Consider the following 22,482-nt stretch of genomic DNA (forward strand, 5'->3'; position numbering starts at 1 on the left):
GCCCGCCGCGGATCAAAGCGGCAGCGACACTCCGTTGGCGTCTTCTGCCGCCAGCCGGTCCGCGATCAGGCCGGCCAAAGCGCGCTCCATTTGTTCCTGCGGCGCCTGCAATCGGTGCAGGGCGCCGAGGGGATCCAGTTCGGCCGTCAGCCTGGGGCCGGCCAGGTCCACCGGCGCGTGCAGGAGCAGTTCCCGGCGGACCGGGCCGTCCGCGGAGCGCAGCACCGCCATCATGGCCCCGCGGACCTGCCGGTCCGTTCCGGCCCAGGCCTGGCCCTTCGCCGTGTAATGGGGTTCCGGCCTGCCCGCTGCCACCCAGGCGCAGCGGTCCAATATCGGACACTCCCGGCATCGAGGGCTGCGGGCCGTGCAGACCAGTGCGCCGAGTTCCATGACGGAGGCATTCCAGGCCACGGAGTCGCTGGTGTCGAGGGGCAGCAGGGAAGCGGCCAGCCGCATCTCGGCAGCGGTAAGGGACGGTGAGGGCAAGGCGTTCCCGGTTACTGCCCGGGCGTGAACCCGGCGGATATTGGTGTCCACCACTGTTTCCCGCTGCCCGAAGGCAAATGCAGCCACAGCGGCGGCGGTGTAGTCACCGACTCCCGGCAGCCGCAGCAGCTCCGGATAAGTGGAGGGCACCTCGCCGTCGAACTCCTCGACGATTGCCTTCGCTGCTGAGTGCAGCCGCAGGGCCCGCCGGGGATAGCCCAGCCTGCCCCAGGCCCGTACGGCTTCCCCGCTGGACTCCGCAGCCAACCCGGCCGGCGTCGGCCAGCGCTGCAGCCATTGCGTCCAGACGGGCAGCACCCGTACCACCGGCGTCTGCTGGAGCATGATTTCGCTGACCAGAACACCCCAGGGCGAGCGTTCGGCGTCCCGCCAGGGCAGCTCGCGGGCATTACCGGCGAACCACCCGGTAATCCGGCGGTGCAGGTCTTCGACCTGTGAATCCATGCTGCACTCCTTGCATATGACCAGCAATACTCTACTAACCGGCGTGGTGCGCCTCGTAATCGCGGTCTTGATCCCTAGCCTTGAACCATGGATGGGATGGGAAGACAGCAGCTGGCCGGACCGCGCCCCGGTCCGCGCCGTCCGAGCCCCGCCGTCTACCGCCGTCGGCGGCTGGTTGCAGGCATCCTCGCGGTGCTGCTCCTGGTGGGACTTGGGTTCGCGGTTGCCGGCGTGATTGGCGCTTTAACACCGGAAAAGCAGGCCGTAGCGGACGCCACTGTCCCCTCTCCGGTACTTACCGCCCCGGCCGCAACGCCTGCGGCCGAGACGAAAGCTCCGAAGGCTCCGAAACCCGCGGCGACTCCGTCGGAATCCGCCTGCCCCGCAGAGTCCGTCTTGGTTACGGCTGCCACCGATGCCCAGGTCTACCCGGCCGGTGCGACGCCGATCTTGGCGCTGACGGTCACGAACACCGGGGAATCCGCCTGCGAGATCAACGTGGGCACGTCGCAGATGGAGTTTTCGGTAGCCAGCGGCTCCGACCGGATCTTCTCTTCCACCGACTGCCAGGACGGCGGCGAGGACTACCTCAAGAAGGTGGAACCGGGCGCATCCGAGACGGCGAACTTCACCTGGGACCGGAACCGGTCGGCACCGGGCTGCGCCGCCGTGGCTTCCAACCCGAACCCCGGCTACTACGTGTTCACTGCCAAGCTCGGGGAAGTCACCAGCGAAACGGCTGTTTTCGAACTGGAATAGGCCTACATGAACCGGTCGAGGAGGCTGGTCTCCGCGATCCGGGAGAGACCTTCCCGCACGGTCCGGGCGCGCTGCTCGCCGATGCCGTCAACGGTCATCAGGTCATCGATGTTGGCGGCCATCAGGTTCTGCAGGCCGCCGAAGTGGTCCACCAACCGGTTGGATACTGCGGGGGGAACCGACTTGATATTGCTCAGGAGCCGGTAGCCGCGCGGCTGCACCACGGCTTCGAGCGAATCCTGGCCCGGCTGGAAACCGACCACCGAGGCGATCTTGCCCAGGTCCACCATTTCGGACGAGCTCATGTTCTGCAGCGTGGAGATCTGTTCCTCGATGTTGCGCTTTCCGTCATTCAGGTCCGCGTAGTCTCGCAGGATCATTTCGCTGCCCGGGCCGAGGCCGGTGGTCAGTTCCTCCAACTGGAGGGACAGCAGGCGGCCGTCGACGCCGAGTTCGAGGACATACTGTGAAATTTCCTCGGAAATGCGGCGGACCATCTCCTGGCGCTGCAGCGTGACCGCGACGTCGCGGACCGTCACCATTGCTTCGATTTCCAATGCGGAGAGGGAGTTAGTGACCTGGTCCAAGCGGGCGCGGTAGCGCTCGAGGGTTGCCAATGCCTGGTTGGCACGTGCCAGCACCGGCTCGGATCCTTCCAGGACGTGGCGGAGTCCGCCTACGTAGAGCTGGATGATCCGCATGGACTGGCTGACCGAAATCACGGGGAAACCGGTCTGGATGGCCACGCGTTCGGCGGTCCTGTGCCGGGTGCCGGATTCATGCGTTTCGATGGTGTGGTCGGGGACCAGCTGCACCGCCGCGCGCAGGATGTTCCCGGCGTCGCGGTCGCAGACGATCGCGCCGTCCATTTTGGCCAGCTCCCGCAGCCTGGTGGGGGAGAAGTCGATGCCGATATCGAACCCGCCGGAGCAGATGCTGTCCACCGCTCGGTCAAAACCGAGGACGATCAGGGCGCCGGTGCGGCCACGCAGAATGCGCTCGAGTCCGTCGCGGAGCTCGGTCCCGGGTGCGACCCGCGCCAGGGTTGCTTTAAGCGCGTCTTCGGGACTGCGGGCCATGGTCACTTCCTTCCGGCACGGGGGCCTGGATGATCTGGGCTGAGGCTTGCCCGTCCCTATACTAGTGGGAGATCCGGGCAGACCATCCAACTCGTGAACCACGGCACGTCCCCGGCCGGGCCCGCTGGCAGGGGCCGCTTGAGGCAGCTTGTGCGATGCCGCTCACCGGCGGCTCCCCGGGATCTTCGAATACGGCAGTGCTAGAAGAGCAGCTCCAGCGCCTCGGCCAACGTGGAGACCTCCCGGACCTTGAAACCGGAGGGGACGTTTCCCGGTCCGTTCGGGGAAGCCGGAACGACGGCGTGCGTGAAACCGAGCCGTTCGGCCTCGTTGATCCGCCGCGCGATACCCGGTACCGGACGCACCTCCCCGGCCAGTCCAACCTCGCCGAAGGCTATGAGCTGGGCCGGCAGCGGTTTGTTCATCTTCGCCGACGCCACAGCCAGCGCCACTGCCAGGTCCGTGGCCGGCTCGCCAAGCTTCACGCCGCCGACGGTGGAGACGTAACTGTCATCCTTGGCCAGGCTCATGGAGGCCCGCTGCTGCAGAACGGCCAGGAGCATGGCGACGCGGGACGCGTCAACGCCGCTGGTTGCACGGCGGGCCTGGGCATTTCCGGTTTCGGCGACCAGGGACTGGACCTCGGCGACCAACGGCCGCTTGCCCTCCAGTGTGACGGTGATGCAGGTGCCCGAGACCGGGTCCTTGGTCCGCGAGACGAAGAGCCCGCTGGGGTCGGCGAGCCCTTCGATGCCGTCTTCGGTCAGGTCGAAGCAGCCCACCTCGTCCGTGGGTCCGTAGCGGTTCTTGACCGCACGCAGCAGCCGAAGCCTCGAATGCCTGTCGCCGTCGAACTGGCACACCACGTCCACCAGGTGCTCCAGCAGCCGGGGGCCGGCGATGGAGCCGTCCTTGGTGACGTGGCCGACCAGCAGGGTGGTCATGTTCCGGGTCTTCGCCGCATTGATCAAAGACGCGGCCACCTCGCGGACCTGGCTGACGCCGCCGGCGCTGCCGTCCACGGCGGTACTGCTCAGGGTCTGGACGGAGTCGACAATGAGCAGCCCGGGGGAGACCTGCTCCACCTGGCCCAGGGCCTGGCTGAGGTCCGTTTCCGCACTGAGATAGAGGTTCTCCGACACGGCGCCGATGCGCTCGGCACGCAGTTTCACCTGTGCCGTGGATTCCTCTCCGGTGACGTACAGGACGTCGCGGCCCAGGCCGGCGACACGGGCGGCGACGTCGAGGAGCAGAGTGGACTTACCCACGCCGGGCTCCCCGGCCAGCAGGATCACCGCACCGGGAACCAGGCCTCCACCCAGGACGCGGTCCAGTTCACCTACCCCGGTGGCCTGGTAGGCGGCAGTGGTGGCGTCTACCTCGCCGATCCGCAGGGCCGGGCGGGCAACCACGGCGGCTGCGGTGGTCCGGGCCAGGACTTCGCCGGATTCCTCCACCGTTCCCCAGGCCTGGCACTCGCCACAGCGTCCAACCCATTTGGCTGTCGTCCAGCCGCACTCCGAGCAGCGGAAGTTGGCGGTCTTGGGCCGTGCAGTCTTTGTTGCCATGGAATCAGGCTATCCCGCGGCACTGACACTTTTTTCCGGCAGGCTCAGACCTCCGAGAGGTAGGTAACCGCCTCTTCGTGGGTGAGTCCGGTGGATTCCAGCAGGTCCACCACGAGGGGGCGGAAAAGCATGATGAGCGCGTCGCCCTGCAGATCCGTGATGCCCAGCGACTTCGGATGCAGGCGCGTCCCCACCGCGGCCAGCTCGTTCCGGGCCTGGCGAAGGTGTCGGAGCCGGGTGTCCGGGCCTTCCCCGCCGCCCAGCGCGCGGGCCAGGACATCCACGGCATCGGCCGTCTCGTTCAGCACCTCCGACACGTTCTCGATGGCCTCGTCACCCAGCGACGCATGGTTAATGACCGACGTCGTCCGGCGGGCGAAAACCCGGCTGTTGCGGACCGCCAGGTCCAGATAACCGATGGAGCCGCGCAGATCTCCCAGTTCCGCCAGGTACCGCCGGTAGGCGGGCGAAATCCGGGCGACTTCCCGTGCATCCCGGACGCTGCGGGCCAGGGTGTCCAGCTGGGGCTGGGTGTTGCGGGCCCGGACCAGCGCATGCCAGGCAATGGTGGAATCGCTCTTGGCGATGGCTTCGGAACACTGGCGCAGCACGGCAGACAGTTCGTGCAGGAGCTCGCGGATGTTGGACTTCGGTTCCCGGCGCGGATCCCGCGGCGCCAGCATGGTCACCACCAGGGCAAAAACGCCGCCCACTATGGCGTCAACGCTGCGGGTGAACACACCGCCGTCCGGGGCGGGCAGGAGCACCACCAGCAGGGACTGCAGCCCCAGCTGGGTAGTGAAAATGACACCGCGGTCCAAAAAGCGGGCCAGCATCACCGAGAGAAAAAGGACGACGGCGGCCTGGGCCAGGCCGTTGCCCAGCAGGGTGAGCAGGATTTCGCCAATGGTGATGCCCAGCGTGCAGCCGATTCCCACCTCGAGCACCCGGCGGGTCCGCGGTTCCCGGGAGAACCCCAGGGAAATCAGGGCGGCCGTCGCGGCGAACAGTGGGCCCTCGTGCCCGAGCACGTACTCGGCAAAGGCATACGCTCCGACGGCGCAGATGGTCATCTGCAGGGCCGGCACCACGGAATTGCGGCTGCGCTGCAGCCCTACGCGGGCCCGGTTCTGCAGGAAACCCCGGCTTTTGGCGAAGGAGCTGCGTTGGGGCATGAAACCAGTCTAGGGGGAGCCGGGGGCAACATGTATCCGGCGTTACATTCGGCGGCCACGGATGTTCTTCGGCTGCCCGGCGGGCGTTAACTTTCCGTTCACCTTGCTTCGCCACCCTTGGACAGGAACGTGTTGGAGGTTCCGCGTGCTCGACTGCTTTTCCGCAATCAGCTTCCCGGCGCACCCGCGCCGAATGAACCCTTCGAAAGGGACACGATAGTGAAGGTTTTGAACCGCGCTGCATCCGTACTTTCAGTTTCACTTGTTGCCGCACTCGGCCTGGCCGCCTGCGGCACGGACAGCGCTGCACCCTCCGCGGCCCCGACTGCGGGGAGTTCGGAAAGCTCCGTCACGGGCACCCTTTCCGGTGCCGGCGCCTCCTCCCAGGATGCGGCCATGCAGGCCTGGATCGCGGGCTTCGGTGCAGCCAATCCGGAAGCGTCGGTGCAGTATTCACCGGACGGCTCGGGCGCCGGCAGGGAAGCGCTGCTGGCCGGCGGCGTCCAGTTCGCCGGGTCCGACGCCTACCTTGATGAAGAGGAAACCGCTGCGGCCGCGGAGGTCTGCGGACCCGACGGCGCCATCCACGTTCCCGTCTACATCTCACCGATCGCCGTGGCCTTCAACCTTCCCGGCATAACGGACCTGAACCTCGACGCAGAGACCATTGCAGCGGTCTTCCGCGGCGAGATCACCACATGGAATGACCCGGCCATCGCCGCGCAGAACGAAGCAGTTGAGCTGCCGGACACCGCCATCACGGCGGTACACCGCGGCGACGAATCGGGCACCACCAAGAACTTCACCGAATACCTGGCCGAAGCGGCACCCGAAAAGTGGACGGATAAGGCATCAGGCGAATGGCCGGCCGGGCTGCCGAACGGGGAAAGCGCCTCCGGCACCGGCGGCGTTATTTCCACGGTGACCTCCACTGAGGGCGGCATCACCTATGCCGACGCGTCGGCAGCCGGCTCCCTGGGCAAGGTCAGCGTCAAGGTGGGCGATACCTACGTACCGTTCAGCGCCGACGCCGCCGCACTCGCCGTCGAATCCTCCACCGCGGTGACTGGGGAAGGCCGTCCGGAAGCGGATATGGCCATGGACCTGGACCGCGACACGGCAGCATCGGGTGCTTACCCCGTGGTGCTCGTGAGCTACCACGTGTTCTGCACCAGCTATGAGGACCAGCAGACTGTGGACCTGGTCCGTGCGTTCGGTAACTATGTGGTCAGCGACGAGGGCCAGGCTGCCGCGTCCGACGCCGCGGGCAGTGCCCCGCTCTCCGAGAGCCTGCGGAGCCGGGCCGAAACTGCATTGGATTCCATCCAGGTGCGTTCCTAACCCGACCACCATCCTGCCCTCCCCGGGTCTCAGCACGGGGAGGGCAGGGTCCGCTCCATGGCGGAGTACCTACACTGATAAAAGAGTCTGCACGCAACGCATTTCGAAGGGTGAGTAGTGTCCAGCAAGTCCATAACGGGAGAAAGCGGCGCGGGCCGCGCCGGAGACAAGATTTTCTCCGGCATTACGGTGACAGCCGGGTGCCTGATCCTGTTCGTCCTGTTCTGCGTGGCGGTTTTCCTGATGTGGCAGGCGCTGCCCACGTTCATGGCCGATCCGGCGGACATCTCCGGCGGCGGCGGGTTCGGGCAGTACATCCTGCCGCTGGTCATCGGCACGGTCATTGCCGCACTCATCGCGCTGCTGATCGCCACACCGGTGGGAATCGGCGTGGCCCTGTTCATTTCCCACTATGCCCCGCGGCGGCTCGCGCAGGGACTGGGCTATCTGGTGGACCTGCTCGCGGCCATCCCGTCGGTGGTCTACGGTGCCTGGGGCATGACAGTGCTGGCCCCGGCGCTGGTGGGTCCGTATAACTGGCTGGCCGAAAACGCCGGGTGGATTCCGATTTTTGCCGGTCCCGCCAGCCAGACCGGCAAAACCATGCTCACGGCAGGCATTGTGCTTTCCGTGATGGTGCTGCCGATCATTACCTCCCTTACCCGGGAGATCTTCCTGCAGACGCCCAAGCTGCACGAGGAAGCGGCACTGGCCATGGGTGCCACGCGCTGGGAAATGATCCGGATGGCTGTTTTCCCCTTCGCCCGTCCCGGCGTCGTCAGTGCCGTCATGCTGGGGCTGGGCCGTGCGCTGGGCGAAACCATGGCCGTGGCGCTCGTGCTCTCCTCCGGCGGTCTGATCGCCAGCCTGATCCGGCCCGGCAACCAGACCATCGCCGCCGAGATCGCCCTGAACTTCCCTGAAGCATTCGGGCTCCGGCTCTCGGAACTGATCGCTGCAGGACTCGTGCTGTTCCTGATCACCCTGGCGGTCAACATAATTGCCCGTTGGATCATCAGCCGCCACAAAGAATTCTCGGGAGCCAACTGATGCTCGATACAACCTCCGCCCTCGGCCGTCCCGGGTCCCTGCTGACCAAGAACAGGCTGCCCCGCTATACGCCCTGGATCGTGCTGGCCGCTGCCTTGATCCTGGGTGCGGCACTGTCCGCCCTCATCGGCTTCTCCGTCACGTCCTTCGCAATCTTCACCGCCGTGCTTTTCGTCATCGGGGGCACGGTTGTCACCTGGATCGTGGAGGGCAAGCGGCATGCAGTGGACCGCCTCGCCACGAACCTGGTCTGCGGTGCCTTCCTGCTGGCGCTGCTGCCCCTGGTATCGGTGATCTTCACCGTCCTGGTCCGCGGACTGCCCGGCCTCAGCCCGGACTTCCTGCTCACCTCCATGGGCGGCATGACCGGCGCCGTTGACAACGCCACGATGGAGAACGGGACCGCGGTGCTGGGCGGCGCCTACCACGGCATTGTCGGCACCCTGCTGATCACCTTCTGGGCCACGGTCATTTCGGTGCCCGTGGGCCTGCTCGCCGCCGTCTACCTGGTGGAATACAGCCGGGGCGGAACACTTTCGCGGGCCATCACGTTCTTCGTAGATGTAATGACCGGTATCCCCTCGATTGTGGCCGGCCTGTTCGCCGCCGCGTTCTTCGGGCTCGTCTTCGGGCCGGGCACGCGCACCGGATTCGTCGCCGCCGTCGCCCTCTCCGTGCTGATGATCCCGGTGGTGGTCCGCTCCACCGAGGAAATGCTCAAGATCGTGCCCAACGAACTCCGGGAAGCTTCCTATGCCCTGGGCGTGCGTAAGTGGCGGACCATCCTGAAGGTTGTGGTCCCCACCGCGATTTCCGGCATTGCCTCCGGCGTCACTCTGGCAATCGCCCGCGTGATCGGGGAAACGGCACCACTGCTGGTCACCGCCGGCTTCGTCAACACCATCAACTTCAACGCGTTTGCGGGCTGGATGAGCACGCTGCCCACCTTCATCTACCGGCAGCTGATGAGCCCCACCTCCCCGACCAACACAGATCCGAGTACCCAGCGGGCCTGGGCGGCCGCCCTGATCCTGATCATCATGGTGATGCTGCTGAACCTGGGCGCCCGCCTGATTGCCCGGATCTTCGCCCCCCGGACCTCCCGCTAGCCCTGTAAAGCGATTTACCGAGAAGGAAACCATGTCCAAGCGCATCGACGTCAAAGACTTGAATGTCTACTACGGCAATTTCCTCGCCGTCCAGGACGTCAACATCAACATTGAACCCCGCTCCGTGACCGCCTTCATCGGCCCCTCGGGCTGCGGCAAGTCCACCTTCCTGCGGACCCTGAACCGGATGCACGAGGTACTTCCCGGCGCACGTGTCGAAGGTGAAGTGCTGCTGGACGGGGAGAACCTCTACGGACCGGGCGTTGACCCGGTCACCGTCCGCAGCCACGTGGGCATGGTGTTCCAGCGGCCCAACCCGTTCCCCACCATGTCCATCAGGGACAATGTGCTGGCAGGCGTGAAGCTGAACAACAAGCGCATCTCGAAGGCCGACGCCGATGACCTGGTGGAAAAGTCCCTGACCGGCGCCAACCTCTGGAAAGAGGTCCGTGACCGCCTGGACAAGCCGGGCTCCGGGCTTTCCGGCGGCCAGCAGCAGCGCCTGTGCATAGCCCGCGCCATAGCGGTGTCGCCGGAGGTGATCCTGATGGACGAGCCCTGCTCCGCCCTGGACCCCATCTCGACGCTGGCCATCGAGGACCTCATCGAGGAACTCAAGAGTGACTACACGGTGGTTATCGTTACGCACAACATGCAGCAGGCAGCGCGGGTGTCGGACAAGACGGCGTTCTTCAACATCGCCGGCACCGGGAAGCCCGGCCGGCTGATCGAGTACGCCGACACTCCGGTCATCTTCAGCAACCCCGCCGAGCAGGCCACGGAAGACTACGTCTCCGGACGTTTCGGATAGGCGGTTACAGGAGCGGACTGAGGGCCAGCAGCAGGATCCCGCCGAGCAGCGCGGTTACGGGTGCCGTGACCAGCCAGGTGACGAGGATTTCCCGCAGCGGAATGAAGCGGACGGTGGAAAAGCGCTGATTGGTGCCGGCGCCGACGATGGCCGACGTCATGGTCTGGGTGCTGGAGAGCGGAATGTGCAGCCAGAGCGCACCAAGGAACAGCATGGCGGAGCTGACCGCCTGGGCGCTCATGCCCCGCAGCGGGTCCATCCGGACCAGCCGGTACCCCAGTGTGTGCGTGATCCGCCAGCCGCCGAAGAGCGTGCCGGCGGCCAGGGCCAGCGCCGCAAAGAGCTGCACCCAGAGGGGAATGCCGGTTTCGGAAGTTTGCCCCGCGGCCAGCAGGGCAAGCACCACCACAGCCATGGTCCGTTGCCCGTCCTGGATCCCGTGCCCCAGGGAGAAGGCGGAGGTGAAGACGGACTGCGCTATCCGGTTTCCGGCGTCCCCGCGGCGCGGAGAGCTGTAACGCATCAGCCATGTGGCCGGGAAAACCAGCAGGTAAGCCAGTACAAAGGCGATCACGGGGGACAGCAGCAGCGGCAGGGCTATCTGCTCCCAGATCAGCCGGTAGGACTCGGCTATGTTGTGCCCGCCCACCAGGGTCGAGGCCGCGCCGGAACCCACCAGCCCGCCCACCAGGGCGGAAGTGGATGACGACGGCATCCGTCGCCACCAGGTCCACACCCCCCATCCGCAGGCCGCCAGCAGCCCGGCAATCAGGATGCCGAGGCCCTCTGGGCCGGCCGGGAGATCCACAAACCGGACGGTCAGGGCAACGGCCAGTGCGGTGCTCACGAGTGCACCCAGGAGGTTGAAGCCGGCGGCCAGCAGGATCGCCACAGTGGGGGTCAGTGCCCGGGTCCGGACGGAGGTGGCCACCGAGTTGGAGGCGTCATGGAAGCCGTTGAGGAAGGCATAGGCTCCGGCGAGCAGGACGACGCCGGCCAGGAGGAGGGTGGCCACCCTAGGATTCCCGGACGAGGACGCCGCCCACGAACGTTGCCGCCAGGCGCAGCTGCGCCGAGGTTCCCGAAAGCTGATCGGCAAGGTCCCGGTGCCGGGCATAGGCCATGGGCTTGTACTCATGCATCAGCTCAGCCACCCAGATCCGCCGGGACCGCTCGGCCCGCCGGGCCAGCCGGAGCATTTCGATCCAGTACTCTTCCAGGTCCTCCAGCGAAGCGAGCCGGCGCATGGCGGCGGCGGTCAGCTCAGCCTGCCGGCCGATGACTTCCAGCTGCTCGGAAGCCCGGCGGGACACCCCTGTGAGCTTGTAGAGGGAAATGGTTTCCGCAGAGGCGTCCAGGCACTCCATGGCGGACATCAGGAGCAGGGAAAGCTCGTAGAGGTCTTCACGGGGGAGCGGGTTGATGAAGCTGGTCCGCATCTGCGTCATCAGTGCAAAGTGCAGATCGGTGGTTTCGGCATCGATCTGATGCAGCTGCTCGGTGAGCCGGTCGAATTCCTCCGGTTCTGCTCCGAGGATCTCCGCCAGTATGCTGGTGCCGCGCAGCAGTTGGGATGCCATGCGGGAGAGCAGCTCAAGGCCTGCATTCTCTTGGGGGAAGAGTTGAAGCTTCACGCTGGACGCACGTCTGCCGGGGAAGTAAGGGTGCTCACAGCCCCAAGAATATCCGATGGAGGGGCTGGAATTACGGGAAAGCCCGCGAAAGAATCCGCTGGGAACCAGCTGGGGAAAAGTAACGGTGCCGGACCGGGAGCGCCTCTCGGCGGAAGGCCGCTCGAAGCGGCTCAGAGTTGAAGCCCGGGGGTTCCGCAGTCCGACACCGATTTCAGTTTTCTACGCTCGGCCGGTGATGTCAACACGGCCATGCGGCCCGGGGCGGCACTGTGAGGAGCGCCACTGTGGGGCTTGGCACTGTGTGCGCCACGGCACGGCTAGTCGAGCTCTCCGCGCCGCCAGGCGGCTGCCGAGTGCTCCAAATCCTCGGCCGTATGTACCAGTTGGCGCGCGTTGCGGGTCAACAGGGTGGCCCGGTCCCCGTTGGAGGCCTCCGAGGAATCGGCATGGTTGGCCTGGCCGAGGGCCACTACGCGGCAGAATGCGGCGAAACGCTCCAGCGCGACGTCGAACTCACCTTCGAAGGCACCGGAAAGAATGGTGTCCGCCATGGCCCGCACTTCGTCCGCTCCGAGGGGCTCGGCTACTCCGGCGACTACCTTGGATACCTGTGCAACGTCTTTGCCGGCGGCGTAGTAGGCGGCGATCCGTTCCGGGTTCCGCTGGATGGATGCGCGGAGGGCATAGAGGCGCCAGAGGGCGCCGGGCAGGGACCGGGCGGGGCTTTCAGCCCACATCTCGGCCACCGCTTCCACCCCCTGCTGGTCGGTCAGTTCCACGAGCCGGCGGGTGACTTCCGGATCGGTGCTCTCGCGGCCGTGGTGGACCAGCGCCTGGGCGGCAAGATGGGCCGCCTCCGAAACGCGTGCCGGATCGGCACCGCCGGGGAAGTTGGCGAAGTCCACAGGTGCAAGAGGCTTTGGCTTGTGATGGCGCGGCGTTGAATTGGACTCACTCATACTTCGAAGAATACTCCGGCCTTTACGCGGAATCGAGGCGGTCCCAGGGGCGCCCTGCCGTGCTCCAGACCGGAGTTTTCCACGATCTGTGTGGTGTGCGATAAAGTGGGACAGTCGGTCCGCAAGCTGTCAAAAGCCGGGGCCGGTGGAGCGCCTATAGCTCAGTTGGTAGAGCAACGTCCTTTTAAGTCGTGGGTCGCAGGTTCGAGCCCTGCTGGGCGCACCGAACAAGAATGGCTTGCCTTCAGTGAAGGCAAGCCATTTCTGTGTCCGGCACCGCCGTTATTCCGAGGCGTCTTCCGCCGCCTTGCGTGCCGGTGCCGGAACCGGACGACGGCGAGTGGTATCGAACTTCATCAACTTGTGGGTGCCGTCGCAGTACGGCTTGATGGCCGAACCGCCGCACCGGCACAGGGCAACGGTTTCCCGGTCACGGGGTACCGGAATGCCGTCAGGCGTGACAATTTCAAAGTCGCCGCGGACCAGCAGGGGACCGTTGGGGCAGGCCACGATGGAAGCGGGCGCGGCTCCTTCCCGTGTCTCCCAGGTTCCGGCGCCGGCCTGCTCCGCCTGGACGTCCGCTTGTTCGGCGTTCGCCTCCGTCAGCGCGTCCTGCGCGGCGTCCTTCTCATCTACGGGGCCGGCCGCCGGAGCCGTCACGGGGTTACTCCGGCGGCCGCAGTTGCGGCCAGCGCCGCCGGGCCGCCGTCGTTCACCAGGGGACGAAGCAGTGCTGACTCGCCCGCCTGCCAGGCCTTCAGCTGGTCTTCGCCGAGCATCGCATCGATGGCCAGGACAGTCGCGGCGCCGAAGATGACGTCGGCGAGCAGATCGGGTTCAGCCTCGGCCAGGCCGCCGGCCAGGTCCCGGGCGGCAATCTGTTCGTGCACGGCATCGGCTTCCACATGCTCGTCGAAGTAGTAGGTGACATCGTCGCTGAACCCGTGCCGGCGGAACCCGCGGGCGTAGAACGAGTTGGGGATCGAGGACGTCATCTCGAACGCCGCCAGGTGCCCGGCAATGGCGCCGCGCAGCCGGCGGTTCAGTCCGAAGAGCGACATGGCATTGGAGGAGGCCAGGGTCAGGGCGGGAACCTGGTCAATGTAGTACCCGTAGCCGGATTCCAGGTCCAGGCCCTCCATGGTGGTGCCGAACAGCTTCGAGTGCATCCGCTCCACCCGACCGCCGCCGTACTCATCGGCCTGGATTTCGACCAACGCTGCCTTTGCGCGGCCCACCGGCAGGCGCGGGATCGCCCAGCTGTGCGGATCCGCTTCCTTCAGTTGGTAGACCGAGCGCAGGATCAGGAACTCGCGAAGCTGTTCCACGCTGGCCTTGCTGGCAATGAACCGGGAGACGCTGGGGCCGTCGTCGTCGGCTGCCAGGCGGAAGAGGGTCTCCGCGACGGCTTCGCTATTCGGTGCGGGCAGCTCGGGGACGGGCACCGTGCGGCGCAGCACATCCTCGAATGCCGCCTCCAGCCGTGCCCGGACGCGGATCAGCTCGGGATCCCACTCTGCCGCGTCGTCAACTCCGTCCAGTCCGCTGTAATGCAGCTCGTACAGGCAGAACAGGGCCAGCTGGAGGTCTTCGTCACGGAACAGATCCGCGGTGGCAGCCAGTGCTTCGTCCACCAGCAGGTTCAAGGAACCGTAGGCGTTGGCATGACCTGTTCCGCCGCGGTTCTGGAGGAGGTCAATCAAGGTGGCGCTGACGGGGCCTCTCGGGGCGGGAATCTTCATTGCTTTCCTTACAACGCACTACAAAGTGCTTTTCCGGCGGGTTTCATGGGGTGGTTGGAACGAATCCAACCGTCAGCATACTTGGTGTAGCCCGGAGGGGCCTGTTTTGCCGGGCGGCCGGGGCCGGCATTGACCTTTGCCGCGGGGTTCGGTGCAATGGAGGCAAAGACGACAATGCGCAGGAGGGTGGATATGCCCGGTATGGATCCTTCAACGGTTCTGCCGCTGCTGCTGCTGGCGGCAGTGCTGGTGGCTGGGTCTGCCGGTGTGGACCGTGCGCTCGGTACCCGGGACGGGGAAAACCTCTTCTGGGTCGGGTTCTCCGCGTTCCTGGGAGTGCTCCTGACCGCTGCGTGGGTGTTGGCTGCCACGTCGGCCGCATCTGCCGCAGTCGGAGCCGTTGTGGTGGCGGGCAGTATCGCGGCGGCGCTTTGGGTGGGGCGGCGGGACCGCCGTCGTCGCCGGAACCGCGAACGCCAACAGCTGGAGGCCGCAGTAAATGCCGCTGCCGCCCGGCACCGGGAAGTCCTGGCTCGCTGGAGTGCCTATGAACTGGACCCCTGGCTCGCGGCGGAAAACCCGCAGCTGCTGGACGTACGCACCCCGGAAACGCGGACCTTTATCCGGGCGCTGAAGGTTGCCGAGCAACTGCGCCCCGAAGCGGGAACCGCGGCGGAGGCCGCTGCCTACGCCGAAGCCGTCACCACGCTGGAAGACTCGCTGCGCCGCGCGGAAGCGACCGCTGACGGCGGGCAGGCGGCCTGACGGCGGGGACTGGACCGTGGTGGGAATGCGTGGCAGTCTCGGGCCATGACTAGCAAAGACATCAGTGTCACGCGCAATGAAGCGCTGAACCGGTACGAACTGCGGCTGGACGGCACCCTCGTGGGTATGGCCGATTACCAGGTGGAGCCGGACGGCGTTGCTTTGACCCATACGGAAATGGAGCCGGCGTTCCGGCATCAGGGCTACTCATCGCGCCTGGCCCGATACGCCGTGGAGGACATTGTGAGCGGCGGGCGACGGATCAAGCCGTACTGCTCCTACATGGCCGCATACCTTGGCAAGCATCCGGAATACAGCCACCACGTGTCCTGGCCGCAGGACTAGCCGTTAATTGAAGCTGGCTTCCCGCTCTGCATATGGGGGGAACGCAGAAGGGGAAGCCAGTTCCAACAGTATAATTCCATTTGTCCGGGTAAATCCAATCGAGGGGGCCGAAGATGGCGGTGTCTGCCAGGTCTTTCCAGAATTGGCGCAGCGCAGTGGCCCCGGGCGAATCCAACGCAGACGTTTGCCGCCGGACGGGCATCAAGCGCTCCACCCTGACCCAGCAGATTGTCCGGGGCAAAGTATCGGAAATTACCGTGGTCCGGGTGGCCAGGGCGTACGGAAAAAACCCGGTTGAGGCACTGTCGGATTTCGAGGAATACTCCGACCTGCTCGGCGGGCCCTGGCGGCCCACGCCCGCGGAACTCATCAGCCAGGTTTCCTACGTCTGCATCCTGCAGGTGATCCTGGCCCGGGCCACCCAGTCCGGACCCCCGGAATGCCCTGACCTTGCCAAATATCCGCACCGGAACGCGATCCGTTCCTGGTTCGAGGCGGTAGACCCGGGGGACCTGCGCCAGCAGCTTAGTGCCAAGACCGGAGTTGCACCGCAGAATATTTCGGCGCAGCTTTCAGCGGGCCGGCTGGCGCCCGAATTGGCCGTGGAAGCGGCGCGGATTGCGGGTGCTTCACTCCCGGGCGGTTTGGTGGCCACCGGGCTGGTCACGCCGGGAGAGGCCGGCTGGCCGCAGAAGGGCCAGCAGGAGGCATTGGCTGCACTCAGCGATTCCGAACTCATGTTCCTGGCCCGGGACCGTTTAGACGGGGTGGGAAAGCAACTAAGGAAGTATGAACACGATGTGGAGAATGATCTAACGCTCTTGGAGAACCTGGGATGAATATAGCCTCTGCCATTCAGTTTGGCGCGCTGGCCGTTGTGGCTGTCTTTACCCTGGTTCGGCTGCCGCTGGCTATCCAGGGCCGCAATCCAATGCTCTTTTGGGGGCTTGCCGCTGCCACCATAGGAGTCGCGCTGAGCATTCCGTCGATTTACCTTCCCGCGGATGCTTTGCTGGGCGGAGCAAATCACGCCAACCTGGTTCTCCGTTATGCGACCTACGGAGTCGTGGCGCTCATTGGCGGCAGTGCCGCTGCGGCGTTCCAGGCTCCCAAAGTACGCCGAATCATTTTGGGGCTCCCCGGACTCGTAGTACTGGCCGCAACAGCCATTGCCACCACCGTGTTGTTCAGCATGTGCGACATGCCGGTCTCTTCCCCGGGCCTCAACGGCTATATAAACCAGGAACCCGTCTGGGCCTACGCCGTGCTGGGACGGATCTATCCCGCCTATATAGCCGCCTGCCTGATCGTTCCCGCTTTCCGTGTCGCTGCGACCGGGAGGCGGCCTGCCCTGCTGCGGGTCGGATCGGCGCTGGTAGGCGTTGCCCTTGCCGAGATCGTGATCTGGTCGGCGCTGTGGGTGACCGGACAGCAGACCGGTGTTTGGGACTACATCCTGCCGCATTCCTCGGTCATTATCCTCACGGCTGGGCTCGCTGCCGTAGCCGTCTACGGTATCGCCGCAAAAAAGAAAGAAAAGCAAAGCCTGCTGACGCATAGCTACGCAAGGTGACAATTAGGTAAAGTTGTTCACGATTTCATGTTTGTATGCCAGAATAATGAATATGTAACGTCCGCTGCCTGTGGGGGGTCAGCGTGAAGTTGCAACGAAGCCAGCGGCACTGCCGTTGGCTTCGTCATTTCCGGGAATAGCCGGTACTGAAAGCAAAAGGCGGGACATTCATAGAACGGATGAGTGCCCCGCCTCTTGCCCGGGCTGCCTAGGTCGCATCCAGATCCGTCTCGAGAATCTTGGCCAGTTCCTCCAGGGCCGTTTCCGCACCCTCCCCGTCCGAGCGCAGCACCACCACATCTCCGTGCGATGCGCCAAGGCTCATCAGGGACAGCATGCTCGAGGCATCCATTGCCTCTTCGGCCGGTTCCCCTTCCATCGCTATGGTCACGTCGACGGGCTGGGCCGCTGCCGCTTCCGCGAAGATCGATGCCGGCCGGGCATGGAGTCCCACCCTGCTGGCCACTGTGGCTTTGCGTTCTGCCATTTTTCGTTCCTTCCGTGGTTAAGCTGCTGGCTTTTGTTCCGCCTTGCCCGCCTACAGTCCGAGCTGTTCGAGGATGGGCAGCCGGCTGCGGACAATGGTGCGCGCTTCGGCCGCGGAGTGTGCCGCCAGGGCCCTCGCGGACAACTCTTTCGCCTGGTCATGGGTCACGGAAGCCAGGACCGTCCCCACGGTGGACAGTGCCCGGGGGGTCATCGACAGCGTGTTCACTCCCATGCCGGCCAGGACGACGGCGAGTGCGGGGTCGGCGGCTGCCTCACCACAAACACCCACGGTCCTGGCGCCGGCCGCCGGGTCCAGGGCCGTGGCTCTTGCCGCACCGGCCACGGTGGCGGAAATCAACTGCAGGACAGCCGGCTGCCACGGGTCGTTCAGCGACGCCAGTGAACCCAGTTGCCGGTCCGAGGCCATGGTGTACTGCGTCAGGTCATTGGTGCCCAGGCTGGCAAACCTCACCCGCGAAAGGATGGCTTCGGACATGATGGCCGCCGACGGCACCTCCACCATCACCCCGGGCATGCCGAGTCCGGCTCCGGCGCACATCACCGCGAAGTCGGCGGCCTCCTCCGCGGTGGAGACCATCGGTGCCATTACCCAGACATCCGCCGTGGAGGCCCCGGCGGCAGCGGCAATAGCCTCGAGTTGGCGGGCGAGGACACCAGGCGTGGAACGGTCGGTCCGGAATCCGCGTACCCCCAGCGCCGGGTTGGGCTCCGTTGCGTCCGTCAGGAACGGGAGCGGCTTGTCCGCGCCGGCGTCGAGGGTCCGGATCACTACCTTCCGGCCGGGGAATGCTTCGAACACCGCACCGTAGGCGGCAACCTGTTCCTCGATGGTGGGTTCGGTATCCCTGCCGAGGAAACAGAACTCCGTGCGGAGCAGCCCGATTCCTTCGGCACCTGCCTCCGCCGCGGCCCGGGCGTCCTTCCCTGATCCCACGTTGGCCAACAACGGCACCAGGTACCCGTCCGAGGTTGAGCCCGTGCCGTTGAATGCCGGGAGTGCGGAGCGGGCCGCGTATTTGTGCGCAGCCTCCCGTTCCTCTTCCCCGGGTTCCACCACCACGGTGCCGGCCGCGCCGTCGAGATAGATTTCGGCTCCATCAGGAACTTCGTCCGCGCCGGGGGCTCCGACCACGGCGGGCAGGCCCAGGGAGCGGGCGAGGATTGCCGTGTGGGACTGCGGGCCGCCCTCGCTGGTGACCAGTCCGATCACCATTGCCGGGTCCAGCGTTGCCGTGTCGGCCGGTGCCAGCTCCACGGCCGTGAGGATAAAGGGAACATCGGAAGCCGGAATCCCGGGTGCCGGCAGTCCGTTGAGTTCGGCGACAATCCGGGCGCGGACATCCAGCACGTCCTGGGTCCGTTCAGCCATGTAGCCGCCGAGGCTCTGGAGCATGGCGGCTACCTCCATGCCCGCTTCCCAGATGGCCCGGTCCGTAGCCATGCCTGCGTTGATGTGTTTGCCCGCCGCTTTGAGCAGCATGGGATCGGAAGCCATCATGGCGGTGGCGTCCAACACGGCTTTTGCATCTCCCGAGGCGGTTTCCGCCCGGTGCTTGAGGTCCCCCCGGACTGCTTCAGCGGCATCCTTGAGGCGGCTTTTCTCCCCGTCCACCGTGCTGCCCGGGGCTGGTTTCGCCTCGGCATCAGGCTCGGGCACCGGAGGCGGCATCCGGCGCGAGGGGCCGAGGACGCGTCCGGCACTGACTCCGATTCCCTGGATGGTCCGCATCATCTAAGCCTTCCTCTTCATCGACTGTGCTTTAGGCAATTGCTGGTTCCTCCACCTTTTTCCGGGGCTTCACGAACCGTTTCAAAGCCACGTAAACGAACCCGGTAACAGCTGCTCCGGCCAGTATGGCGACGATGAACATCAGCAGGTTGCCGATGGCGAAGAACACGAAGATACCGCCGTGCGGTGCCTGTGAGGTTACCCCGGTGCCCAGGCAGATCGCACCGGCCACCGCACCGCCCAGCATGGTGGAGGGAATGACCCGGAAGAAATCGGAAGCGGCAAACGGGATGGCGCCCTCCGAAATGAAGGCCGCACCCAGCAGCCACGCCGCCTTTCCGTTCTCGCGCAGGGCCATGCTGAACTGGTTCTTTGCCAGCACCGTGGAGGCAAAAGCCATGCCCAGCGGCGGGACCATGCCGGCTGCCATGACCGCTGCCATGATTTCCCACGGCACCTGGTTCTCGAAGCTGCCTTCTCCAAGCCCGGCAACGGCAAACGCGTACGCCACCTTGTTGATCGGACCACCCAGATCGGAACCCATCATCAGGCCAAGAATGATGCCCAGGCCGATGGCCGCCACACCGGTGAGGCCGGTCAGCCAGTCATTCAGTCCCAGGGTCAAGGCGGCAATGGGTCCGCCCAGGACCAGCATCATCAGGCCGGAGGCTATGATCGACGCCAAAAGCGGAATGATGACCACCGGCATCAGCCCCCGCATCCACGACGGAACGTTCCAGCCGCCGATCCAGCGGGCCGCGTAACCGGCCAGCAGGCCGCCGATGATGCCGCCGATGAAGCCGGCATCCATAAACACCGCCACGGCGCCTGCGGTGAAGCCCGGTGCGATGCCCGGCCGGTCGGCCAGGGCATAGGCAATGTAACCGGCCAGGGCAGGCACCAGGAAGCCCATGGACAGGGAGCCGATCTTCCAGAACACGGCTCCGAGATAGGGGATCACCCCTTCAGGCGGCGGATTAAGGATCGACGTGCCGTCCAGCATCCGGTCTCCGTTGGCGACGTCGTCGACCGACAGGGCGAGCTCGTAGCCGCCCAGGAGGAAGCCGAGGGCAATCAGCAGACCGCCGCCGGCAACAAACGGAATCATGTAGCTGACGCCGGTCAGCAGCGCCCGCTTGAGCTGTCCGCCGAAGCCTTCCCCGCCGGAGCCGGAGCCGCCTTCGTTCTCCTCCCCGCCGCCGCCTCCGGACACGCGCCGGGCATTCGGGTCATTGACTGCGTTGAGGGCTTCGTCGATCATCACGCCCGGTTCGTCGATGCCGCGTTTCACGGGTCCGCTGATCAGCGGTTTCCCGGCGAAGCGCCCCTTGTCCCGGACATCGACGTCGACGGCAAAGATCACCGCTTCCGCGTTGCGGATCACCGAGGGGTCCAGGGGAGTGGATTTGGCGGAACCCTGCGTTTCCACCTGCAGGTCGACGCCGCGCTCGGCAGCTGCCGCGGCGAGGGAATCAGCGGCCATGTAGGTGTGCGCAATACCGGTGGGGCATGCGGTGACGGCGACCAGATGCCGTGACCTCGAGGTGTCCGTGTGGGTTGCTCCGGTACCGCCCGCGGAAGCAGGAGCGTCGGCTCCGTGTCCGCCGTCGCCGGTTCCGTCCGCTTGGCCCCCGCCCGTTTGGCCCCCGTCGCGGGAGCCCCCGTCGCGGGAGCCGGCGTCGCTGCCCACGGCAGTGGCGCCGGTGGCCGCACCCGCCGCAGCGGCGCCGCCCGCAGCGGCGCCGCCCGCACCGGCGGCGCTTCCGGCGCTGTCCGGTGCGGGGCCGAGCCCGAGGGCTCCGTCAACCAGTTCCACGATCTGCACCGGCGAGGTAGCCGAACGCAGGGAGGCGGTGAAGTCCTTACGGATGAGCGATCGGGCCAGCTTTGCGAGCAGTTGGAGGTGTTCCTGGTCCGCTCCTTCCGGAGCAGCAATGAAAAAGACGATGTCGGCGGGGCCGTCCTTCGCTCCCCAGTCCACTGCGGGACGAATCCGCGCCATGGCGAGCGTCGGTTTGGTGACCGCCGCGGACCGGCAGTGCGGAATCGCAATGCCGCCGGGCACGCCGGTGGCGGTCTTCGATTCACGGGCCATCGCATCCGCGTAGAGGTCTTCGTAATTGGTCGCCCGGCCCGCGGCCACTACACCCCGGGCCAAATGGCCGATAACAGTGGTCTTGTCCGTGCCCAGGTTCTCGTCCAATGTGACCAGGTCCGGCGTAATGAGGTCCGACATCAGCTTTCCTCCTTCGAAGACGACGACGGCGAAGCGGTGGCGCTCCCGGCGGCAGCTCCCCGAGGGGTGCCCCGGGTGCCGTTGAGGGTGGTGACCGTTACCGCTCCTGGATCAGTAGCTGTAACGGCTGGGACAGTGGTTCCGGGAAGGGAGGCAGCGGCGGCACCGTGGGCTACTGCCTGCCGTAGGCAGTCCGGAGGTGCCGCACCGGAGACGTCGGCAAGCAGGTACCCGGCCAGGGCCGAATCCCCTGCGCCAACCGTCGAGCGGGCCTGCACGGGTGGTCGGGTGGCCAGCCAGCTTCCGTGCGCAGTGACCAGCAGTGCGCCCCTGGCACCCAGGGTGGCGAGGACGGCACCGACGCCGCGTTCAATCAGCATCCCCGCCGCCCGCGCCGCCAGCAGGGGGTCGGCTTCCAGTTCCGCTTCGGAGGAAAACCCCGTGGCTTCGGAGAGTTCCTCGGCATTGGGTTTAAGCAGGTCCGGCTCCGCTCCGTGCAGCAACGCGCCCATGAGGGGCGGTCCGGAGGAGTCGATGGCTATGCGCGGCGCCTTGGCCCCCAGCCGGTCCCTCACGGTATGGGCCACCGATGCGTAAAAGTCCGGCGGCACTTCCGGGGGGAGCGAGCCGGCCAGCACCAGCCAGGAACCCGGGCCGCTGTCGCCGGCGGTGCAGGCCCCTACCAGCAGGGAGATCAGTGCCTCCTGCTCCACCGGCTTCAGCGGCGGACCGGGAGCATTGATCTTAGTGGTGGTGCCGTCCGGCTCCGTGAGCGTGATGTTGCTGCGCAGCGGCGCCGCGATGGGCAGGTTCAAGTACTCGACTCCCGCCTGCCGCAATCCGGCCATGACGGGATCGGCGTCGGCGCCGGGAAGGACGGCAACGGACCGGATACCCGAGACAGTCAGGGCCCGGGAGACGTTTACGCCTTTGCCGCCCGGCTCTTCTCCCGCGGCAACGGCACGCTGGACGGCTCCCCGCTCCAGTGCCCCGGGGAGCGAAACGGTGCGGTCCAGGCTGGGATTGGCAGTAAGGGTGAGGATCATAAAGGGGATCCGTCCAGGCCGTGCCTGCCAGGGCCGGCCGCTGTTGGGAGGGGAACGGCGTGCCGGTGCGGTTCCCGGTGCTTTTGGTGGCTTCTGC

Annotated in this window: 22 protein-coding genes and 1 tRNA gene; 10 read left to right on the top strand and 13 right to left on the bottom strand. The window is 66.1% G+C overall.

From position 1 onward, the window contains the following. Window positions 1-12 precede the first annotated feature (12 nt). Window positions 13-954, bottom strand: a complete 942-nt coding sequence (locus LJ760_RS06120) for an A/G-specific adenine glycosylase (protein ID WP_227920638.1) — start codon at window positions 952-954, stop codon at window positions 13-15. Between the two features lie 96 nt (window positions 955-1,050). Here LJ760_RS06120 and LJ760_RS06125 point away from each other — a divergent pair, with 96 nt between their 5' ends. Continuing rightward, on the top strand, window positions 1,051-1,713 hold the full coding sequence (locus LJ760_RS06125; RefSeq protein WP_227920640.1) for a hypothetical protein: 663 nt from the start codon (window positions 1,051-1,053) through the stop codon (window positions 1,711-1,713). 2 nt (window positions 1,714-1,715) lie between these two features. Here LJ760_RS06125 and disA read toward each other — a convergent pair whose 3' ends face one another. From disA to LJ760_RS06140, 3 genes are all read right to left on the bottom strand, one after another. Then, a complete protein-coding gene (gene disA / locus LJ760_RS06130) occupies window positions 1,716-2,792 on the bottom strand; it encodes a DNA integrity scanning diadenylate cyclase DisA (RefSeq protein WP_227920642.1) in 1,077 nt (358 codons plus the stop codon). A gap of 200 nt (window positions 2,793-2,992) precedes the next feature. Then, window positions 2,993-4,360, bottom strand: a complete 1,368-nt coding sequence (gene radA, locus LJ760_RS06135) for a DNA repair protein RadA (protein WP_227920644.1) — start codon at window positions 4,358-4,360, stop codon at window positions 2,993-2,995. Between the two features lie 44 nt (window positions 4,361-4,404). Beyond that, the gene (locus LJ760_RS06140; protein ID WP_227920646.1) at window positions 4,405-5,535 is read right to left on the bottom strand and encodes an FUSC family protein; all 1,131 of its coding nucleotides are present in this window, start codon (window positions 5,533-5,535) and stop codon (window positions 4,405-4,407) included. A gap of 219 nt (window positions 5,536-5,754) precedes the next feature. Here LJ760_RS06140 and pstS point away from each other — a divergent pair, with 219 nt between their 5' ends. The 4 genes from pstS to pstB all read left to right on the top strand — a co-directional run bounded on the left by pstS (window position 5,755) and on the right by pstB (window position 9,846). Then, entirely contained in the window at window positions 5,755-6,876 is a 1,122-nt protein-coding gene (gene pstS, locus LJ760_RS06145; protein ID WP_227920649.1) for a phosphate ABC transporter substrate-binding protein PstS, read from the top strand. Window positions 6,877-6,993: 117 nt separating this feature from the next. Then, on the top strand, window positions 6,994-7,926 hold the full coding sequence (pstC, locus tag LJ760_RS06150) for a phosphate ABC transporter permease subunit PstC (protein ID WP_227920651.1): 933 nt from the start codon (window positions 6,994-6,996) through the stop codon (window positions 7,924-7,926). Further along, entirely contained in the window at window positions 7,926-9,035 is a 1,110-nt protein-coding gene (gene pstA, locus LJ760_RS06155) for a phosphate ABC transporter permease PstA (protein ID WP_227920653.1), read from the top strand. Before pstC ends, pstA begins: the two co-directional genes overlap by 1 nt. A 31-nt stretch (window positions 9,036-9,066) precedes the next feature. Next, window positions 9,067-9,846 (top strand): phosphate ABC transporter ATP-binding protein PstB, encoded by a 780-nt coding sequence (pstB, locus tag LJ760_RS06160; RefSeq protein ID WP_227920655.1) that lies wholly within the window; start codon window positions 9,067-9,069, stop codon window positions 9,844-9,846. A gap of 4 nt (window positions 9,847-9,850) precedes the next feature. Here the strand turns inward: pstB and LJ760_RS06165 are convergent, their stop codons facing one another. The 3 genes from LJ760_RS06165 to LJ760_RS06175 all read right to left on the bottom strand — a co-directional run bounded on the left by LJ760_RS06165 (window position 9,851) and on the right by LJ760_RS06175 (window position 12,439). After that, on the bottom strand, window positions 9,851-10,861 hold the full coding sequence (locus tag LJ760_RS06165) for an inorganic phosphate transporter (protein WP_227920656.1): 1,011 nt from the start codon (window positions 10,859-10,861) through the stop codon (window positions 9,851-9,853). Window position 10,862: 1 nt separating this feature from the next. Continuing rightward, window positions 10,863-11,426 (bottom strand): DUF47 domain-containing protein, encoded by a 564-nt coding sequence (locus LJ760_RS06170; protein WP_227920657.1) that lies wholly within the window; start codon window positions 11,424-11,426, stop codon window positions 10,863-10,865. Between the two features lie 371 nt (window positions 11,427-11,797). After that, window positions 11,798-12,439 (bottom strand): hypothetical protein, encoded by a 642-nt coding sequence (locus tag LJ760_RS06175; protein ID WP_227920658.1) that lies wholly within the window; start codon window positions 12,437-12,439, stop codon window positions 11,798-11,800. Window positions 12,440-12,589: 150 nt separating this feature from the next. On the opposite strand from LJ760_RS06175, the gene LJ760_RS06180 reads away from it, so the two are divergent. Then, window positions 12,590-12,662, top strand: a tRNA-Lys gene (locus LJ760_RS06180). A 59-nt stretch (window positions 12,663-12,721) separates the two neighbouring features. Here LJ760_RS06180 and LJ760_RS17565 read toward each other — a convergent pair. Both LJ760_RS17565 and LJ760_RS06190 read right to left on the bottom strand, forming a co-directional pair. Then, the gene (locus tag LJ760_RS17565) at window positions 12,722-13,099 is read right to left on the bottom strand and encodes a CDGSH iron-sulfur domain-containing protein (RefSeq protein WP_442860638.1); all 378 of its coding nucleotides are present in this window, start codon (window positions 13,097-13,099) and stop codon (window positions 12,722-12,724) included. After that, complete coding sequence (locus LJ760_RS06190; protein WP_227920660.1) at window positions 13,096-14,181, bottom strand: iron-containing redox enzyme family protein; 1,086 nt, start codon at window positions 14,179-14,181, stop codon at window positions 13,096-13,098. Before LJ760_RS06190 ends, LJ760_RS17565 begins: the two co-directional genes overlap by 4 nt. Before the next feature lie 201 nt (window positions 14,182-14,382). Here LJ760_RS06190 and LJ760_RS06195 point away from each other — a divergent pair, with 201 nt between their 5' ends. From LJ760_RS06195 to LJ760_RS06210, 4 genes are all read left to right on the top strand, one after another. Beyond that, on the top strand, window positions 14,383-14,946 hold the full coding sequence (locus LJ760_RS06195; RefSeq protein WP_227920663.1) for a hypothetical protein: 564 nt from the start codon (window positions 14,383-14,385) through the stop codon (window positions 14,944-14,946). Between the two features lie 45 nt (window positions 14,947-14,991). After that, the gene (locus LJ760_RS06200) at window positions 14,992-15,291 is read left to right on the top strand and encodes a GNAT family N-acetyltransferase (protein WP_227920665.1); all 300 of its coding nucleotides are present in this window, start codon (window positions 14,992-14,994) and stop codon (window positions 15,289-15,291) included. A gap of 155 nt (window positions 15,292-15,446) precedes the next feature. Continuing rightward, window positions 15,447-16,130, top strand: a complete 684-nt coding sequence (locus LJ760_RS06205) for a hypothetical protein (RefSeq protein WP_331460709.1) — start codon at window positions 15,447-15,449, stop codon at window positions 16,128-16,130. Next, the gene (locus LJ760_RS06210; protein ID WP_227920669.1) at window positions 16,127-16,864 is read left to right on the top strand and encodes a hypothetical protein; all 738 of its coding nucleotides are present in this window, start codon (window positions 16,127-16,129) and stop codon (window positions 16,862-16,864) included. The genes LJ760_RS06205 and LJ760_RS06210 overlap by 4 nt, the downstream gene beginning before the upstream one ends. A gap of 208 nt (window positions 16,865-17,072) precedes the next feature. Here the strand turns inward: LJ760_RS06210 and LJ760_RS06215 are convergent, their stop codons facing one another. The 4 genes from LJ760_RS06215 to LJ760_RS06230 are packed head-to-tail and all read right to left on the bottom strand — an operon-like array spanning window position 17,073 to window position 22,385. After that, window positions 17,073-17,351, bottom strand: a complete 279-nt coding sequence (locus LJ760_RS06215; protein ID WP_227920671.1) for an HPr family phosphocarrier protein — start codon at window positions 17,349-17,351, stop codon at window positions 17,073-17,075. Between the two features lie 51 nt (window positions 17,352-17,402). Beyond that, window positions 17,403-19,103 carry a phosphoenolpyruvate--protein phosphotransferase gene (gene ptsP / locus LJ760_RS06220; RefSeq protein ID WP_227920967.1) on the bottom strand — a complete coding sequence of 567 codons (1,701 nt, stop codon included), beginning with the start codon at window positions 19,101-19,103 and terminating at the stop codon, window positions 17,403-17,405. Window positions 19,104-19,134: 31 nt separating this feature from the next. Further along, on the bottom strand, window positions 19,135-21,339 hold the full coding sequence (locus LJ760_RS06225; RefSeq protein WP_227920674.1) for a PTS fructose transporter subunit IIABC: 2,205 nt from the start codon (window positions 21,337-21,339) through the stop codon (window positions 19,135-19,137). After that, window positions 21,339-22,385 carry a 1-phosphofructokinase family hexose kinase gene (locus LJ760_RS06230; RefSeq protein ID WP_227920676.1) on the bottom strand — a complete coding sequence of 349 codons (1,047 nt, stop codon included), beginning with the start codon at window positions 22,383-22,385 and terminating at the stop codon, window positions 21,339-21,341. The genes LJ760_RS06225 and LJ760_RS06230 overlap by 1 nt, the downstream gene beginning before the upstream one ends. Between the last annotated feature and the right edge of the window lie 97 nt (window positions 22,386-22,482).

This window comes from Arthrobacter sp. zg-Y895 (assembly GCF_020731025.1).
Taxonomy (GTDB): Bacteria; Actinomycetota; Actinomycetes; order Actinomycetales; family Micrococcaceae; genus Arthrobacter_B.

Excerpts from the sequence above, each read along its gene's own strand:
- LJ760_RS06120 (WP_227920638.1), bottom strand. The coding sequence starts at position 954 with ATGGATTCACAGGTCGAAGACCTGCACCGCCGGATTACCGGGTGGTTC.
- LJ760_RS06125 (WP_227920640.1), top strand. The coding sequence starts at position 1,051 with ATGGGAAGACAGCAGCTGGCCGGACCGCGCCCCGGTCCGCGCCGTCCG.
- disA (WP_227920642.1), bottom strand. The coding sequence starts at position 2,792 with ATGGCCCGCAGTCCCGAAGACGCGCTTAAAGCAACCCTGGCGCGGGTC.
- radA (WP_227920644.1), bottom strand. The coding sequence starts at position 4,360 with ATGGCAACAAAGACTGCACGGCCCAAGACCGCCAACTTCCGCTGCTCG.
- LJ760_RS06140 (WP_227920646.1), bottom strand. The coding sequence starts at position 5,535 with ATGCCCCAACGCAGCTCCTTCGCCAAAAGCCGGGGTTTCCTGCAGAAC.
- pstA (WP_227920653.1), top strand. The coding sequence starts at position 7,926 with ATGCTCGATACAACCTCCGCCCTCGGCCGTCCCGGGTCCCTGCTGACC.
- pstB (WP_227920655.1), top strand. The coding sequence starts at position 9,067 with ATGTCCAAGCGCATCGACGTCAAAGACTTGAATGTCTACTACGGCAAT.
- LJ760_RS06170 (WP_227920657.1), bottom strand. The coding sequence starts at position 11,426 with ATGGCATCCCAACTGCTGCGCGGCACCAGCATACTGGCGGAGATCCTC.
- LJ760_RS06175 (WP_227920658.1), bottom strand. The coding sequence starts at position 12,439 with ATGAGTGAGTCCAATTCAACGCCGCGCCATCACAAGCCAAAGCCTCTT.
- LJ760_RS06190 (WP_227920660.1), bottom strand. The coding sequence starts at position 14,181 with ATGAAGATTCCCGCCCCGAGAGGCCCCGTCAGCGCCACCTTGATTGAC.
- LJ760_RS06195 (WP_227920663.1), top strand. The coding sequence starts at position 14,383 with ATGGATCCTTCAACGGTTCTGCCGCTGCTGCTGCTGGCGGCAGTGCTG.
- LJ760_RS06200 (WP_227920665.1), top strand. The coding sequence starts at position 14,992 with ATGACTAGCAAAGACATCAGTGTCACGCGCAATGAAGCGCTGAACCGG.
- LJ760_RS06210 (WP_227920669.1), top strand. The coding sequence starts at position 16,127 with ATGAATATAGCCTCTGCCATTCAGTTTGGCGCGCTGGCCGTTGTGGCT.
- LJ760_RS06215 (WP_227920671.1), bottom strand. The coding sequence starts at position 17,351 with ATGGCAGAACGCAAAGCCACAGTGGCCAGCAGGGTGGGACTCCATGCC.
- ptsP (WP_227920967.1), bottom strand. The coding sequence starts at position 19,103 with ATGCGGACCATCCAGGGAATCGGAGTCAGTGCCGGACGCGTCCTCGGC.
- LJ760_RS06225 (WP_227920674.1), bottom strand. The coding sequence starts at position 21,339 with ATGTCGGACCTCATTACGCCGGACCTGGTCACATTGGACGAGAACCTG.
- LJ760_RS06230 (WP_227920676.1), bottom strand. The coding sequence starts at position 22,385 with ATGATCCTCACCCTTACTGCCAATCCCAGCCTGGACCGCACCGTTTCG.